General features: G+C 34.3%; 14 protein-coding genes. All 14 read left to right on the forward strand.

Translation table 11 applies throughout. The features are described 5' to 3' along the window. The first annotated feature begins 247 nt into the window (after positions 1-247). Positions 248-541: a WXG100 family type VII secretion target gene (locus tag LC076_RS11280; protein ID WP_226668889.1), complete on the forward strand. Its 294-nt coding sequence runs from the start codon at positions 248-250 to the stop codon at positions 539-541. Between the two features lie 77 nt (positions 542-618). Continuing rightward, a complete protein-coding gene (locus LC076_RS11285; protein WP_226668893.1) occupies positions 619-858 on the forward strand; it encodes an EsaB/YukD family protein in 240 nt (79 codons plus the stop codon). A gap of 14 nt (positions 859-872) precedes the next feature. Further along, positions 873-2,216 (forward strand): type VII secretion protein EssB, encoded by a 1,344-nt coding sequence (gene essB, locus LC076_RS11290; protein WP_226668897.1) that lies wholly within the window; start codon positions 873-875, stop codon positions 2,214-2,216. 31 nt (positions 2,217-2,247) lie between these two features. Beyond that, positions 2,248-6,708, forward strand: coding sequence for a type VII secretion protein EssC (essC, locus tag LC076_RS11295; protein ID WP_226668899.1), 4,461 nt, complete (start codon positions 2,248-2,250; stop codon positions 6,706-6,708). After that, complete coding sequence (esaA, locus tag LC076_RS11300) at positions 6,705-9,959, forward strand: type VII secretion protein EsaA (RefSeq protein WP_226668902.1); 3,255 nt, start codon at positions 6,705-6,707, stop codon at positions 9,957-9,959. Before essC ends, esaA begins: the two co-directional genes overlap by 4 nt. After that, positions 9,949-10,455, forward strand: coding sequence for a type VII secretion protein EssA (gene essA / locus LC076_RS11305; RefSeq protein WP_226668905.1), 507 nt, complete (start codon positions 9,949-9,951; stop codon positions 10,453-10,455). The genes esaA and essA overlap by 11 nt, the downstream gene beginning before the upstream one ends. Before the next feature lie 24 nt (positions 10,456-10,479). Beyond that, positions 10,480-10,908, forward strand: a complete 429-nt coding sequence (locus LC076_RS11310) for a DUF5082 family protein (RefSeq protein WP_226668907.1) — start codon at positions 10,480-10,482, stop codon at positions 10,906-10,908. Then, positions 10,908-11,174 carry a YwqI/YxiC family protein gene (locus LC076_RS11315; RefSeq protein WP_226668910.1) on the forward strand — a complete coding sequence of 89 codons (267 nt, stop codon included), beginning with the start codon at positions 10,908-10,910 and terminating at the stop codon, positions 11,172-11,174. The genes LC076_RS11310 and LC076_RS11315 overlap by 1 nt, the downstream gene beginning before the upstream one ends. A gap of 12 nt (positions 11,175-11,186) precedes the next feature. Next, a complete protein-coding gene (locus tag LC076_RS11320) occupies positions 11,187-13,094 on the forward strand; it encodes a ribonuclease YeeF family protein (RefSeq protein ID WP_226668912.1) in 1,908 nt (635 codons plus the stop codon). 30 nt (positions 13,095-13,124) lie between these two features. After that, positions 13,125-13,556 carry a hypothetical protein gene (locus LC076_RS11325; RefSeq protein ID WP_226668915.1) on the forward strand — a complete coding sequence of 144 codons (432 nt, stop codon included), beginning with the start codon at positions 13,125-13,127 and terminating at the stop codon, positions 13,554-13,556. A gap of 405 nt (positions 13,557-13,961) precedes the next feature. Beyond that, a complete protein-coding gene (locus LC076_RS11330; RefSeq protein WP_226668917.1) occupies positions 13,962-14,507 on the forward strand; it encodes a hypothetical protein in 546 nt (181 codons plus the stop codon). Between the two features lie 79 nt (positions 14,508-14,586). Then, entirely contained in the window at positions 14,587-15,063 is a 477-nt protein-coding gene (locus LC076_RS11335) for a hypothetical protein (protein ID WP_226668919.1), read from the forward strand. A gap of 637 nt (positions 15,064-15,700) precedes the next feature. Beyond that, complete coding sequence (locus tag LC076_RS11340) at positions 15,701-15,916, forward strand: hypothetical protein (protein ID WP_226668921.1); 216 nt, start codon at positions 15,701-15,703, stop codon at positions 15,914-15,916. Then, positions 15,903-16,268 carry a hypothetical protein gene (locus LC076_RS11345; RefSeq protein WP_226668923.1) on the forward strand — a complete coding sequence of 122 codons (366 nt, stop codon included), beginning with the start codon at positions 15,903-15,905 and terminating at the stop codon, positions 16,266-16,268. The genes LC076_RS11340 and LC076_RS11345 overlap by 14 nt, the downstream gene beginning before the upstream one ends. Positions 16,269-16,306 lie beyond the last annotated feature (38 nt).

Here is a 16,306-nt window from a genome sequence, read left to right on the forward strand (position 1 = left end):
AGGTGTTTTTGTGTATATCATACTGTAGACATTTGAATTATATAGGAAAAAAGTTTCCTTTTTGTTTACATTTAAGTTTATATATGTAAATTAATGGGTAAATGTGGTATTGGTATATGTAGGGGATTTTGTGGTTGTATGACTACCATGTGTCTCTTTAAGGATTATGTTTTGTCAGTAAAAGGGTACTCTTAAATCAAGATAGATTGGATGCCAAATAAATTTAAGTGTGAGGGAGAGGAAGTAAATGTCAGGAATTATTCGCGTTACCCCAGCAGAACTAATCGATATGTCAAACCGTTATTCAGGTGAAAGCAGCCAAGTAGAAGATCAAATTGGCCGTCTTGACACAATGATTAGAGATCTTGAAAGCATGTGGGAAGGTGAATCTAGTAGAGCCTTCAATGAACAATATCAAACATTAAGACCTTCATTTGTTCAAATGCAGCAACTGCTTCAAGATATTTCTGAGCAATTAAATAGTACTGCTCAAGCTCTTGAAAATGCTGATCAACAAATTGCTAGCCAAATTAGAGGATAATAAAAATTAGGTAAGTAATGAAGGAGCGCCGTATTTTTACATAGGTGGCGCTCCTTCTCTATGAGGTGAATGAGTATATGTACATTGAAATTACTGTTGACTTAAAAAATTATCAAAGAGAGAGCTTTGATATTAGACTATCAAACTACCATTCTATAAGAAAAGTGATCAATATCGTTTGGCAAGCTAAAAAAATACCAGAAAGCCCAAAAGAAGGTTCTTGGGTAAGAGTTGTTAATAAACAGAAAGTGATACAGGGTAACACTCGATTACTTGATGCAGGCATTATGACAGGAGACAGAATTGAAATTTTATGAAGGAGACAATGGGAATGTCACAAAACGATATCTCATATTTACCAGAACAGCTTGAAGCAGATATTACACGCGAGGAAAATAGCATAATATTTACATTTCAGAAGGAGAAAATCAAGTTAGATGACTCTACAGAAATATCCTTTATAACAAACATCAACCCTACCATTAAGAAAGACATTCGTATGATGGATGATGCACTAACGATTCATTATACAATCCCTAATACATACTCTTTTCTTCCTCCTCAACTTAAGCAGTTAGATGAGAGAGAGCGGTTATTCCTTACATATAAAGTTGTACAACAGGCGAATCAACATGCTTTGTCAAGAATTCATCTACTTGTTTGTCCAGAAAATATCGCCCTTGATAAAGGATTAAATCCATACTTTCTTCATCATGGAGTAAAGGAAAGTTTACCTCCTTATGAAAAGAATCATGACCAATTACTAAAAGAGGTAAAGGCAACCGTGACGTCGATTGTAGAGTCACAATATACCTTTGAACAATATGTTCATTATTATCAAACATTAAAACTTTCTACTTTCGCTAAAAAGATATTTGAGGCAAGTTCTTACAATGATTTACTTGTCATTCTTGAGGAAAGAATTCAGATTCTAAACGAACAAAAACCGTTAATCAAGACAGTGAATAAGAAAGCCTGGAAGCTAAATCGCTATGTTTTATATGGTGTTACTTTATTACTGATTCCTTCACTCATTTATTGTTTTTATTCTTTATTTTCTATCCAACCAAAGCAAGCGAGCTTTATCCAAGCGCAGGAATTGTTTCTACAAAATAATTATAGTGAAGTTGTAACAGAGTTACAGCCCTATGATATCGATGATATGCCGAAGGTCACGCAATATGAGCTTGCGTTAGCTTACATCATAAATGAGTCATTAACAGAGGATCAAAAAGAAACAGTGCGGAACACGATTACATTACAATCTGATCCTCAATATTTTAAATATTGGATTTTAATTGGTCGTGGTGAAGCTGAAGAAGCTCTTGATATTGCTAGATATATGGAAGATCGCGATTTAATTTTATTTGGGTTATTAAAACATAAAGAGCAAGTAAAGTCTGATGATGATTTGAAAAGAGAAGAACGACAACAATTGTTGGCTGATATTGAAGATGAGATAAAAGAATATCAGCGTGAAGTTGAGGAAGAACTAGTCGAGGAAACAGAAGTCGACCAGCCTGTTTCAAATTCTGTACAGGAAGAATCAGCAACTGAAGAAGATAAAGAGATTAATAATGATGAAGAAAGCTCTAAGGCAAACATAAAAAAAGAAGAACCAACTTCAACTGACGAAAAACAAGATGTACCTGAGGATGAAAAAGTATCTCAATAATAGTTAAGAAAGAAATATAGGTGGTGATAATATGTCTATGCTTTGGGTTTTCCACAAAAATTCTTATCAGCATTTAAAACTTAAACAAAATACTAAGGAGCTTACGATAGGAGCTGGCGAGCAGCATACAATTGCTCTTCAATTATTAACATCACCATTTAAAATAATCAATAAAGCTGGGGCGTATTATATTGATAAAGGTGATAAGCATGAACAGGAACTTATCGAAGGTAACTTTTATCCACTATCTGTTAGTGAAGAACTTTCTATTTTTCTTTCCTCTACAGATAGTGAAAGTAAAACCTATTACATAGGTCACTTAGATGAATGTACATTTTCATTAACAAATGAGAAGGCAAATTTTTTCAAGAAAGCGGATGATTTGTATAAACAGGAATCGTTTTCACTAAATAGGCTTCAAGGACAATTAGAAGTATCGCCTGTAAATGGTGAATCTGTGTATATAAATGGCCAGTTAATCAAGGAAGCAACAAAGTTAAAGGTCGGGGATGTTATCCTCTGGCCATTTATGACAGTGACATTAATTGAAGATGATGTGATACAGGTTGATAGTATAACAGATTTTAAAACTAGTCTTCCTGAAATGATTAAACCTCAATCAGAAATGCTCAAAAAGTATCCATCATATCGACGAACACCAAGGATGGTTTATGACTTACCAAAGGAGAAGGTTCAGCTCTCCTTTCCAACACAAGATACAGAAGGGTCAAATCGCAGTTTGTGGCTAATCATCATGCCTCCATTGGTAATGTTATTGGTTATGGGACTTGTTGCTATTCTCGTACCAAGAGGGATTTTTATCATTGTATCCTTAGTGATGTTTCTGACAACGTTAGTTACCTCTACTGTTCAGTACTTTAAAGATAGAGGCACTCAAAAGAGAGCAAAAGAGCGTCGTAAACGCATTTATACCAATTACCTTAATGCCAAAAGACAAGAGCTACAAGAGCTTGCTGATAAACAGAAGGATGTGCTCACATTCCATTTTCCTTCATATGAACGAATGAAATATTTAACAAATCAAATTTCAGATCGTTTGTGGGAAAGAACGCTTGAAAGTCCTGATTTCCTTCAATTCAGACTTGGTACAGGTACTGTGCCTGCTAGTTACACAATTTCGTCTACATCCTCAGATATGTCAAATCGCGAAATGGATGAATTATTAGAAGAATCACAAACACTTGAGAAGTCTTATAAATATTTAAATAACTTACCGATTACTGCGAATCTTTCTGATGGTGCAATAGGCTTAATTGGTAAAGATGCAGTGTTGAAAAATGAATTACATCAATTGATCGGTCAGCTTGCCTTTTTTCATAGTTACCATGATCTGCGTTTTGTGTTTATTTTTGATGAACACGAGTATAAAGAATGGGAATGGATGAAGTGGCTTCCTCACTTTCAATTGGCTAATTCCTTTGCTAAGGGCTTTATTTATAATGAGAAAACAAGAGATCAATTGCTGTATTCTCTTTATGAAATGATTAGGGAAAGAGATCTTGAAGAAGACAAGGAAAAAATGAGGTTTTCACCACATTACGCATTTATTATTACAAATCACCAGCTTATTTCAGATCATGTCATTTTGGAATATCTAGAAGGAGAGCACTCCCACCTAGGGATTTCTGTTATTTTTGCCGCAGAAGCAAAGGAAAGCTTAACAGATAACATCCATACGCTTATTAGATATATCAATGACCAGCAGGGGGATATTTTAATTCAACAGAAAAAGGCAGTACGTATTCCTTTTGAGCTTGATGAACATAACCATGAAGGAAATGAAAGCTTTGCCCGAATGCTGCGAACTCTTGATCATCAAATTGGAATGACAAATTCAATTCCGACAAGTGTTTCCTTTTTGGAAATGATGAATGCAAAAAATATAGATGAACTACCGATAAAACAAAATTGGCTAACAAGAGAATCCTCCAAATCATTGGCTGTACCAGTAGGTTTAAAAGGGAAAGAGGAAACTGTTGAACTTAATTTACATGAAAAAGCTCATGGGCCACATGGATTGTTGGCAGGAACAACTGGATCTGGTAAAAGTGAATTTTTACAAACGTATATTCTTTCCCTAGCCGTTCATTTTCACCCACATGAAGTTGCCTTTCTATTAATCGATTATAAAGGTGGAGGAATGGCACAGCCATTTAAAAATATCCCACATCTTTTAGGAACAATTACCAATATCGAAGGAAGTAAAAACTTTAGCTTGCGAGCACTAGCTTCAATTAAAAGTGAACTAAAAAGACGGCAGCGTCTATTTGATCAGCATACTGTTACACATATTAATGATTACACAAAGCTTCATAAACAAGGGAAGGCTAAACAACCTTTACCTCATTTGTTTTTAATATCTGATGAGTTTGCAGAATTGAAAAATGAAGAGCCGGAGTTTATTCGTGAGCTTGTCAGTGCAGCTCGTATTGGTAGAAGTCTGGGAGTTCACTTAATTCTTGCTACACAGAAACCAGGTGGAGTTATTGATAATCAGATCTGGAGTAATGCACGCTTTCGAGTAGCTCTAAAGGTACAAAATACAGAGGATAGCCGTGAAATTTTAAAAAATGGAGATGCTGCCTCAATTACAGTGACAGGTCGAGGATACTTACAGGTTGGAAATAACGAAATATATGAATTGTTTCAATCAGCTTGGAGTGGAGCACCATACTATGCAGAAGAATCGTTTGACTTAGAAGATGAAGTTGCGATTGTAACAGATTTAGGACTACTACCATTATCTGAAGTATCATCACAAGAGCAAAAACAAAAGGAAACGTTAAGTGAGATTGCTGCTGTTGTGGATCGTATTGAACAGCTTCAAGAAGAGATGGAGCTTGAGAGAATACCAAGTCCATGGTTACCGCCATTATCTTCGCGGTTATGTCAAAATCAACAACTTATTGATGAACAAACAAAATCAAATATCTTATTTGCCATGATTGATGAGCCGGAAAAACAGAGTCAATCAAACTATACGTATGACATGATCGATGATGGAAATATCGGTATTTTTGGGTCAGCAGGTTATGGGAAAACGAATACCATGCTCACTCTATTATTAGGGATGGCAAGAAATTTCACTCCTAAAGAGGTTCATTATTATTTAATGGATTTTGGTAATGGTGGATTATTACCTTTAAAACAACTGCCACATACTGCTGATTATTTTTTACTTGATCAAGAGCGTAAAATAGAAAAGTTTATGAATATATTACGAGATGAAATTGCCAAGAGAAAGCAGTTATTCCAAAGACAAGAAGTGAGCTCAATTAAAATGTATAACACCCTAAGTGAGGAACAGCTCCCATTATTGTTTCTTGTGGTTGATAACTTTGATGTTGTGAAAGAAGAAATGATGGAGCTTGAGCAACAATTAAACACCTTTGCTCGTGATGGTCAATCATTAGGGATTTATATGATGTTAACGGCTACGCGTATTAACTCAGTGCGTCAGTCGCTTATGAACAACTTGAAAACAAAAGTTGTGCATTATTTAATGGATCAATCTGAAGGTTTTTCCGTGTTAGGCAGATTATCCTTCTCTCCAGAAGCAATACCAGGTAGAGCGATTTTGAAGAAAGAATCAGCGTATTTTTCACAAATTTATCTTCCGGTAGAAGGTAAAGATGATTTTGAACAAATGACTAATGTAAAAGCTCAGGTTCAAAACATGAAGGAAATCTATGAAAATGTAGAGAAGCCAAACCCTGTTCCTATGCTTCCTACTGAGCTAACCATTATAAATTTCGCTTCTTATGTGGAAAAGAAAAGAGGCTTATTACCAATAGGATTAAATGAAGAGCATGTCACTCCAGTGTATGTGAATTTCTTGAAAGTGAAACATTGTTTAGTTCTAGGGCAAGCACAAAAAGGAAAAACAAATGCTTTGAAGGCTCTTGTTTCTTCAGCTCTTGAACAAGATATAGAGACTTTGGGAGTTTTTGATTCAATTGACAGAGGTTTATCTACTTTTATTGGTGAGGAAAAGCTTGTCTATCTAGAGGGCAAAGATCATATAAACTCTTGGTTAGATAAAGTAGAGGAACTTTTGATTAGAAGAGAGGAAGAGTATCAGCAGAATATTCTTGTTGGAAAATCAGCACAAATATACTCACCAGTTCTACTAATGATCGATGGTTACGCTCGTTTTCTTCAAAATCTGGATAATCCTTTACAAGATCGAATTGTGAGATTTATGAAAAATTATAGTCATATCGGTTTTAATGTAATTGTTTCAGGAAGCAACAATGAATTATCAAAAGGATATGATCCACTTACAACAGAGATAAAGCAAATTCGCCAAGCCATTGTATTAATGAAAAAGTCAGAACAAACCATGTTTACTCTTACTTATGATCGCAAAGAAAAAGATATCCAGCCGGGATTTGGCTATTATGTAGAAAATGGAAAAGAACAAAGCATTCAAATACCGCTTGTTAATGTGGAGAGGAAGGTGCACGTATGAAACAATCAGCAACGATTATAAAATTACTTCTAGTTATTGCTTTAATCGTCATTACCCCTCTTCTCTTCTTTCGAATAATTGGTGATAATCCGTTCAAGGTAGAAAAGGTAAGTGCTGCACAAACGATTGCCATTATAAATGAAGATTTGGGTACCGAAGAAGAGGGAGAGCAAATCCAGTTTGGCCAAGATATAGCAACAATCTTAAAAGAAAATTCAAATTTTGAGTGGACAGTTGTAGGAAGAAGCGCAGGAGAAAATGGACTAAAAAGCCAAAAGTATGATGCGATTGTTTATTTGCCTTCTAATTTTTCCGAAAATGTCATGTCCTATAACGAAGCAAACCCAGTTAAAACAAATTTTCAATACAAAGTACAAAGTCAGCTGAATGCCATTAATAAAGAAAAGGTATTGTTAGAATTAGAAAAATCAACTAAGAAAGTTAATCAAAAAATATCAACGCTTTATTGGAATTACGTTTCTGCTGATATGGAAAATATTCGTCAAGAATTTGATGAAATTCTTGAAAAAGAAGTAGCTTTTCAGGAAGCAATGAAAGCCTTCTATCAACCGAGCTCAAAAGACCTTGCAGGACAGATAGAAGAACAAAAAGCGATGCTATCGAGTATTCAATCTTCCATTCAAGATGCTGGAAAAAGAACACCTGATCAGCAATCAATGCTAGAAGGCTATGAACAAAGTTTAACGAGTTTTGTAGAATATGTTGAGCAATACAAAGAATATCAAGATAAACAACAGCAAATATTAGCTGAAATTCAAAAAGAAGCCATTCAATCAGTAACAGATGCAACTACTAACCAGCAACCACTATTTCTAAACTCAAAAGATTTGTTTGAAGAAAAAGGTGGAGGCTTTATCGAAACGATGAAAGTCCTTGATTCTCAAATGGTCAGTTCACAACAGGTTTTTGGCCAACTAGCAGAACAACGCTATAGTCAAGTAGCTAGACAAATTAATGATTATTACAATTTGCAAAAAAAGCTCCTAGATTTTTATCAGCAGTTAAAAGATACAACAGAGCTTAATGCTGTTGAGGTTGAGCTTGCGAAGTATAGTGATAGCTTAAATGATCAGCCGGAAGAGCCGGGAGAGCCAGAAGAGCCAGAAGAGCCAAAACCTGATAAACCTGAGGAGACAGGAAAACCTGATGATGAAAATCCAGAAGAGAAAAAACCTGATAAATCAGCAAAGAGTAACTCAACTCTATTAGCAGCGAGCACTGAATCTAATGAAGATTCTCCTCCATCTGAAGAAGCAGGTGAAGATAATACGGAACAGCCTCCTTCAGAAGAAGAGTCTGAAATTCCGTCAGAACCAACAGATCCATCAGAACCAACGGAACCAACGGAACCAACGGAACCAACAAATCCAACAAATCCTCCAGATACAGAAACACCAGAGGAGAAATTTGTTGATTTAGGTGCTGAAAAAGCTGAGATTATGAGTATCGCTAATGAAATGACTAGTTTAAAAGAAACTCTATTAGCTCTTTTAGATCCTACTGCAGAGGATTTAAAAGATGCATTAGTAGGATTAGAAGGATTAAGTGGAAGGTTAGCGGATGTAAATGTTTCTTTAAGTGATAAAGAAAACGGAGAAAATCCGTTACAAAGTAAACTAGACGAGTTACAGAATACTCTTGCTGAAACCATTCGAACAACAAGTGAAAGAATTAAGGATCTTGAAGGTGATATTGGTGGTCTTGAAGCAGATAAGAAAAACCTTGAAGAAGAAAGGGATAATCTGATTGGAGATATCCTTGATCTTGAAAAATCTAAAGAAGAATTACAAACGCTATATGATGACCTTCTTACTAATTTCAATAAATTAGAAGCTGAACTTAATTTATATAAAGACTATGAAACTAGTATCAAGGAAGAAATAGAGAAAAAAGAACAATCGATTTTATCGTCAAAAGCATTATCTGAGACAAGAAAAGAAAAACTTAATAAAATCTTTTCCAAGGAAATAAACAGCAAAGATCTTCTAGAAATGATGTTTTATTATTCGTATTTGGATCGATATGAAGCTACTTTGATTAGCATGATATCTGAAGATCAAGCAAAAAAAGATACTTTGAGTAATGAAGAATTGCAAGAGGAAGCAAATAAGATTGTAGCTATTACAAGTGAAGAACAAGTAATTTGGGATCAACTCGAGGGAGATTTGCCAACAACGCAGGATGCTTTAAATACTATGGAGGATAACTTCACAGTCTTTATGGTTGAGTATCAAGTCACCGTTGATGAGCAACAAACAAAGCTGATTGAAAGTCTTGATAGTATTGCTAAAGAAGCACAAGAAGTATTGAACCAAATTCAACAGCCAGAAAAGATGTTATCTCAAGCACCTCCAACATCAACGATAGAAGGTCAAGAAATGATAGTCGGAACTGAGCGTATCAATGATCAAATGGAATCCATTCATACATGGCTAGATTCTGTGCAGGAAAGTCAAACAAGTATTATTGATTATACAGGTGAGCTTCAAGGAAGAGTCGGTGATGTTCAAGCAGACGCAGATAAATTAAATAATAAATGGGCAACAAATGTAGCATCAACTGAATTGATTAGAAACGACGTATTTAGCGTACTAGGTAATACTTTTGTTGATGGCCAATCCAACGGATATGTTTATGATTTCCTAACAAATCCATTAAAAATAAGTGGAGATATTCCAGAGGAAACGAAGAGTACAACAGTTAAAAATATCCCACCGGTCGTTGTTTTATTTATTGTTCTTGTATGTAGCTTGTTAATTGGTTATACAAGTTTCTACTTTAAACAGCCACCATTGTGGATTCAAGGTATCTTGTTTTTGTTATTAAATTTAATTGTTGGTTTTGTTATCAGTCTATTTGGCTTAGATATTTATCCTTTAAGAGAAGAAAGTGCTGTGGAGTGGACTATTTTTACAATCGTTCTTCTTACAGTAGGATCAGCATTAGTAAGAGTAGGCTTTGCTGTCCATCATTTAGTGGGGTTATTTATTACAGTAGGTATGGTGGTCTTCTATGTAACGCCATTGCTTGCTTTAACAACTCCAAACTTTAGCTTCCAGGATCCGATGTCTAAGGTGTATATGAGTATTCAATATGGAACAGAGTCTTTATTTACACAAGCAATGATTGTTCTTTGCTTATTACTTCTAGGTTTAGGAGCATTACAATACTTTATTGGCAGATCTCAGATGACTGTTGTCGAGAAAGGGTCTGAAACATATGAAGCATAAGCAAGTGAAACTAGTTTTCTTCTTTCTTTTGATGGTAACTGTATATCATCTCGCAGCTGCTAGTGTTGTGCTTGGTGTGGAAGAAAAGTCGAAGATTGATGAGCTTGTGCCAAATGATTATCAAAAAGAAAAATTTAAGATTAATAAAGATCTAATTTTAGATGAACAACAGCAAAACCAACGAACGACAATACCAGAGGAACAAAAGAAGCTAACATTTGAAGGTGAAAAAACCTCAAATGATCGTGAAGTGAAGCATAATTTATTTTCAAGTGAAGCAAAAGATTTAAATACAATTAAAGCAAAAGCTGTAAGTATGCAGCTTTTTTCAGAAAAAGAGCTGCTATCACAAAGTGCAATGGAGGAAGAGACAGATTCTTCCTCTTCTTCACCACTGAGCCTGTTAATTTGGGTTTTAGTAGCGATGTGCAGTATCTTGCTGATTGTTGTGCTTTTTGTATGGAATAAATCGACGACTTTAGAAAAACGGGTTTAAAAATAGCTAGTGAGGTGATTTTTCATGAGCTTATCAAGTGCGTTATATGCGATTCAACGAACAATATCTTCACAATCAAATGATCTTGATGAAAAAATTGAAAGATTAAGAAAAGCAAAAAATGAAATTAATAGAGAGCAAGGCTATTTGCTTCAAGAAATAACGAAGTTGAAACAACCAGATCTAGGCAAAGAATGGATAGGGAAAAGAGCCAATGATTATGATGATGAACGTGAAGAAGCCTATTCTATTATGCGGAAAATCGGTAACGTTGATTATGATGGATATCAGCAGCTTATCGAAAATAAAATCAATAGCTTAGAAATGGAAAGAAGTGTGCTTTCTTTTACACAAAATCTTGCTTATGAAGCAGGAAGATTAGTTGGTAAAGGTGAAGAAGCAGCAGATGAGCTATCAGATCGTATTAATGACTTAAGAAGGCGGTTATTTTAATGGTAACAATTAAATTAAACTATCAAGCTGTCATAAAAGATCTAAATGAAGCGAAATCTGCGCTTCAGCATGTGAAATTAGCTACACCAAGTTCAAGTGATCTTGGTAAGAACAAACTAGATTACACGAGGTATTTTCTTGAACGTGAAGCTAGAATTCATCAGCTAATTAACGAATATGTTTCCATTGTTGAAAAGAATCTCGAAGATACAAAAGTAAATGTCCGTTCATTAAAAGAACAGGATGAAGCCATTACGAGAAATTAATGGAAAGGGCAGATGCGGGCTGTGAAAGTATTTGAAGCAAAACCATTAATCGAGTCAATGGAAGACCGATCACAAAATTATGATGATTTAAGAGAAAAGCTTCAACACCTAAAAAAGAAATTTACAGATATTGTTCAACTAGATGATGCTCTTCAAGGTAAAGGTGCAGCAGCAATAAAAGGCTTCTATCAAGGTCAGATCGACGTTGTAGAAGCCTGGCTTCGCCTTATCGACCGAAATATCGCCTTTTTCAATGGCATATCAGGTATGACTGAAGATGTTGATTTAAGTGGTAACACTACTGTATACCTTCCCTTTCTTGAAGACGAACTATCCCATCATGAAACCAGCTATATCGCGATGGTCACAAGTCAGCAAGAAGAGCTCCAAACAATAGTCAATCAAATTGATGACCTTGTTCCTCTAAACGTATTTTCAATGGATCGCTTCAATGATCAACTAGCCCAGGCACAAAAGAAAAGACGTTCTACAATACAAGCAGTAGAATCACTTGATGCGGACTTAAAAACAGAATATATGCTTTCAGAGAACGATGAATATTATGCAGTTACACTTTTTCAGCAATTAATAGAAGCAACAAGACAAGGTGGCAATACAATTTCGCCAATCCATTTTAACGCTGAGGCTTATAAGTCGAGTGATGTTTATAAGTTGAAGGAGCAGGCCGAGCAGCAGGCGATTGAATATCTTTCTTACAAAGAAGAACAAGAGAAAATGAGAGAACAACTTAGAGAGTTAGAAGAATTGGAAAGGCGTCCTTGGTATGAAAAAGCAGCTGATACCGTAAGAACCTTTACAGGAGAATTAACAGGCTATTACGATTATATTCGTGCATCAGAAGGAGTTGACCCAGTTACAGGCGAAGAATTAACAGAGGGTCAACGAGTTGCAGCTGGTGCAATGGCAGCAGCTGGATTCATCCCCGTTGTCGGATGGGCAGGAAGGATCTTTAAAGGTGGCAGTGCTATATACAAAACAACAAAGGGAGTAAAAGCTGCAGACCAAGCATTGGATGTATATCGTAATAGCAAGACTTTTTCAAATTTAGAAAAAGCTGAGATGGGCATTTATGGGCTTGTCTCTGCAAACGGATTTAGTGAGTATCTTACAGGCAAAGATATGTTTGGAAATAAACTAACTGTCGAGCAACAAGAGAATAGTCTTTATCAGGCTCTAGGGTTACTGGCTGTTGGTGGTGGTGCTTATTATGTTAATAGGTTGCAGGCTGAGAATGGGATTTATCAGATACCTGGGAAAAATGATGGTAAAGTAACTCCTTATGAGGCTAGAAATAGTAGTGTTAATATTCATAGAATGAATGTAAATAGATCCGAATATTTACATGGGAAATTCGGAAAACTATCTAAAGAAGAATTACATAATAGGATAAATAATTCAAATTTGAGACGAATGTTAAAGGATTATAGTCCCTCTGATGTTGCTCAGAATTGGCAAGGTTCTAGTCCGTATTTTGGAGTAGATGAATACGTGGATAAATTATATACTAAAGGAACTATTTTGTATGCTGGTGAACCTTTTCCTTCAGGATATTTTTCTACCAAAGAAGCAATAATGGGATCTGGGAAGGACGCAACAAAGCTTTTTAAAGGAGTTCAAGTTAAACCTTTTTATCAAAAGGGTATGTCAAATGCAATTTATAGAGATACCATGGGGGCTTATCAGCTGAATATTGACTTGATTGGAGCAAATGGATTAGCAAAAGCAAATCCACAATTTGGTGAAGGTGGCTTAGAACAAATTTTCATGGCAGATTTCAATGAACTTATCCATAATAAGTTTATCACTAGAATAAAAGATGGGGAAATTAAGTTAAGTAATAATACTATAAGTATAGAAGAATATAAAGAAATTGAACAGAAAATAAGATCCTATGAATAATGGAAAAATGAAGATGGGAGGTAAGTTAGAATGGATGGGAAATCAGGAGAGATCTTAATTTTGAATACTATTATAAATAAAACTTTAGATAAAAATGTATTCATTAAGAATTTAGGAGTGTTTTTAGAAGACATTAAAGAAGAACAAGATGTTTTTGAATTCAAAGATGCTGTAGAAATTGAATCAATGAGGTTTTGGACTTGGATTATTTTTAATCATAATCATGTAGCAAGCATTATGCTTGAAAATGCAGATAAGGATTTACTAAACTCTTATACAAATTGGTCTAATCACAATGTTAAGAAAAAAAGACAATTACATGATGAATGGTTAATTGGTAATTTAGGTAGTGACTATGAGAAAACACCTACATCAATTATTTTTAAAAGAAATTGGGGAGAGGTCACCTCTTACACTGATATGAAGAGTGGGGAAGTTAGGATTTCTGTAGTATATTATTAAAAATAACAAGGGAAGGGCCTACCCAGAAGCTAAGCCCCTTCTCATTCTTCAAAACTCATCTTCACGATAGCAGTCTCATTCTCAACCACGTGCTGCCTTTTATCTATAATGATTGCACAGTTATTTTTTATCTAATATGACAAGGTTAGCATTTTTTCCTGCATCTCTTATTTCTTTGAACAGAGTACTTACCTTACTATTATATTTCTGTAGAAACAGGTATTTGAAATTAAGATAGGTCTATATCAATAAGGTTAAGGCGTTTTTAGTTGGAAGGAATGTTATCTCTATTTTAATGAAGGCTAGCCTATCAATTTTCTGATAAAAAGGTTCTTGCTCAAGTTCTACTTTAGAAACGGTTTTAAAGGTAGTTTGGTAAGAGCAAATAATTATAGGGGAATGATCATGGGTATTAATAATTTATTGTGGGACTCAGAGAAGGTAAGTTGGAAATATCTAACGAGCAAAATAGAGCTAAAACTATCTAACATTAACTTTGTGAATGTGGATCAATTAGAGAACCATATATATATAGTATGTGGTGAATGTTTTGCAGAAGATGAGATCTACTATTATACATTTAATGGTGAAAGAAAACTATCGTACAGTAAAATATCTGGAAAAATAATTTGGGAACACGATGGGAAATTAGTTGAAATTGATTGTAAAAATATAGTGAGTGCCAAAATGCAAAAGGATGATAAATTATTATGGGTATTAACGGAAAGCTCGAGCCAAAGAGAAAAACTATTAGTTTTTGCTTTAAATGGTGATTTACTATATGAATTGACTTCTCCTAAGGATTATAAATTTGTTTATCTATCATCTATAGATGGAGAACCTACTATTGTTTGTGAAGGTGCTAATGAAGATAAATATGGAAGAAATAGATGGCATTTTATTATAAATAAAACCACCGGAGATTTGGAGAAAGTAAGTTTGGCGTATTAAATTACACCATGTGTTGATTGCACTTGTATTTGATATATTTTGAATGTAAGTTTATTTGGTGTTTAAAGAGGTTGATATCATGGGGAAGTTTGCAAAATATCATGATAAAGTATATCCAGTTGTCTTTAGAAATGGAAAATACCGCTTGAAAAGTATCGCAAGAGAAAAGGGATTTAAAGAACTTGTTGATCTGGCGGGAAATGTACATCACGATATTTATGTAAAAGAAGTAGATTTTGAAGATCTTGAACTAATTTATGAAAGAAAGTACAGAATCATTTACCAAGGTAGAGAGTATAAACCTTTTGCTATAGGTGAATTGGTAATAGAAAATTGTAAAATTTCTTTGTTTAGCAGTGACTACTTAGATTATGAAAAAAACGGATTTATTAAAAAAGAACAGTTTGTTTTTATGAAGGAAGTAAGTATCAATGAAGTTGATAGTTTAGTTTTAATAAAAACTCCTATTGATAAATTTAAGGGACTTCCTGAAGAAAAGATAATTATACCTAGTAATGATATTTTGGATTATTATGAAAAAGTCATAAATAATTGATGTTTATCATAACTTATTAAGTTTTATAAAATTATAGTTATGCAAATTACTAATTGACGAACCTTGGTGGGTTAGCCTTATTCGAACGAAATACCGAAATCAGGTATGAAATAATAAGTCCATTTAAAATGTGACACAAAAAAATATACCCTTCCTTAAAGACGAATGGAGTGGTTTTTTAACTTGAACAAGTTTACTAACTGGTTGTTGGAGCCATATAAGATAGGAACAAATGAGATAAGGGATTTGAGAAAATTACAAAGGGAAACAACTGATAAAGGAAAAAAGAATAGATTACATGGTCTAATTTCATTTAATGTGATTATATTCATCATACATACTTCTTTACTTGCTATGATTGCGACATATATCGTTCTTACTTTTGTTAATGTATTTTCCTTTTTAGGAATAGCATTTATTATTCCAATTATCATGTTTCTAAAATGGTTCTATAGGAACAGATATATGAAATTCAGGAAGGTCTATATCAATAAGGACCCCAACTCGATAAAACATTTTTAGTTGTAAGAATTCATTTACTCCTAATTTACAAAAGTAAGCTTTTCAATTATTTGATCTTCGAGAGGAACCCCCTTACTCAGCAATAATAAAATTGTCTCTGAAGGGATAGGTATACGTGAAAAAATTTAGTTTAATCATCACATTTATTTTGATGCTTGTCGGTTGTAGTAGTGGTATTTCTTCAGAGAAGCAAACGGATTCGAAACAAGCAAGTCCTGCAAGTACATCTACAGATAATGAGTTATCATATGAAGAAAAACAAAAAGAAATAGTTGATTTTATCAATGAAGATATGAACGAAATTGCTAGCTATGAAAATGAAGGCAAATAAGGCATTAGCAAGTGTTTCTGCTGAAAACTTTAAGAACGATGAGGAGTTATACAAAGTTTTAACAAGTGAGGTTATTCCAGAGTACGAAAAGGCTCTTGAGAAAGCGAAATCACTTGAAGTAAGTGTCGAAGAACTAACGCCAATAAAAGATAAAATGGAAAAGGCTTTAATTATCTATTACGATGCACTACAACTTGAGAAGGAAGCTTTAGAGAAAACAGATAAGGCATTGATCGAGCAGTCAAATGCAAAAGGTAGTGAATATATAGAAGCGATCACAGAATATCATGTAGAGATGGAGAAGCTAGCGGAAGAATATGATGTTGATTATCAGAAATGCACAACAAGTTAATGTTGTTCAAACCAGCCTTTAAAAGACTGGTTCTTTAT

This window comes from Metabacillus litoralis, assembly GCF_020524045.1.
In the GTDB taxonomy this organism is placed as follows: Bacteria; Bacillota; Bacilli; order Bacillales; family Bacillaceae; genus Metabacillus; species Metabacillus litoralis_C.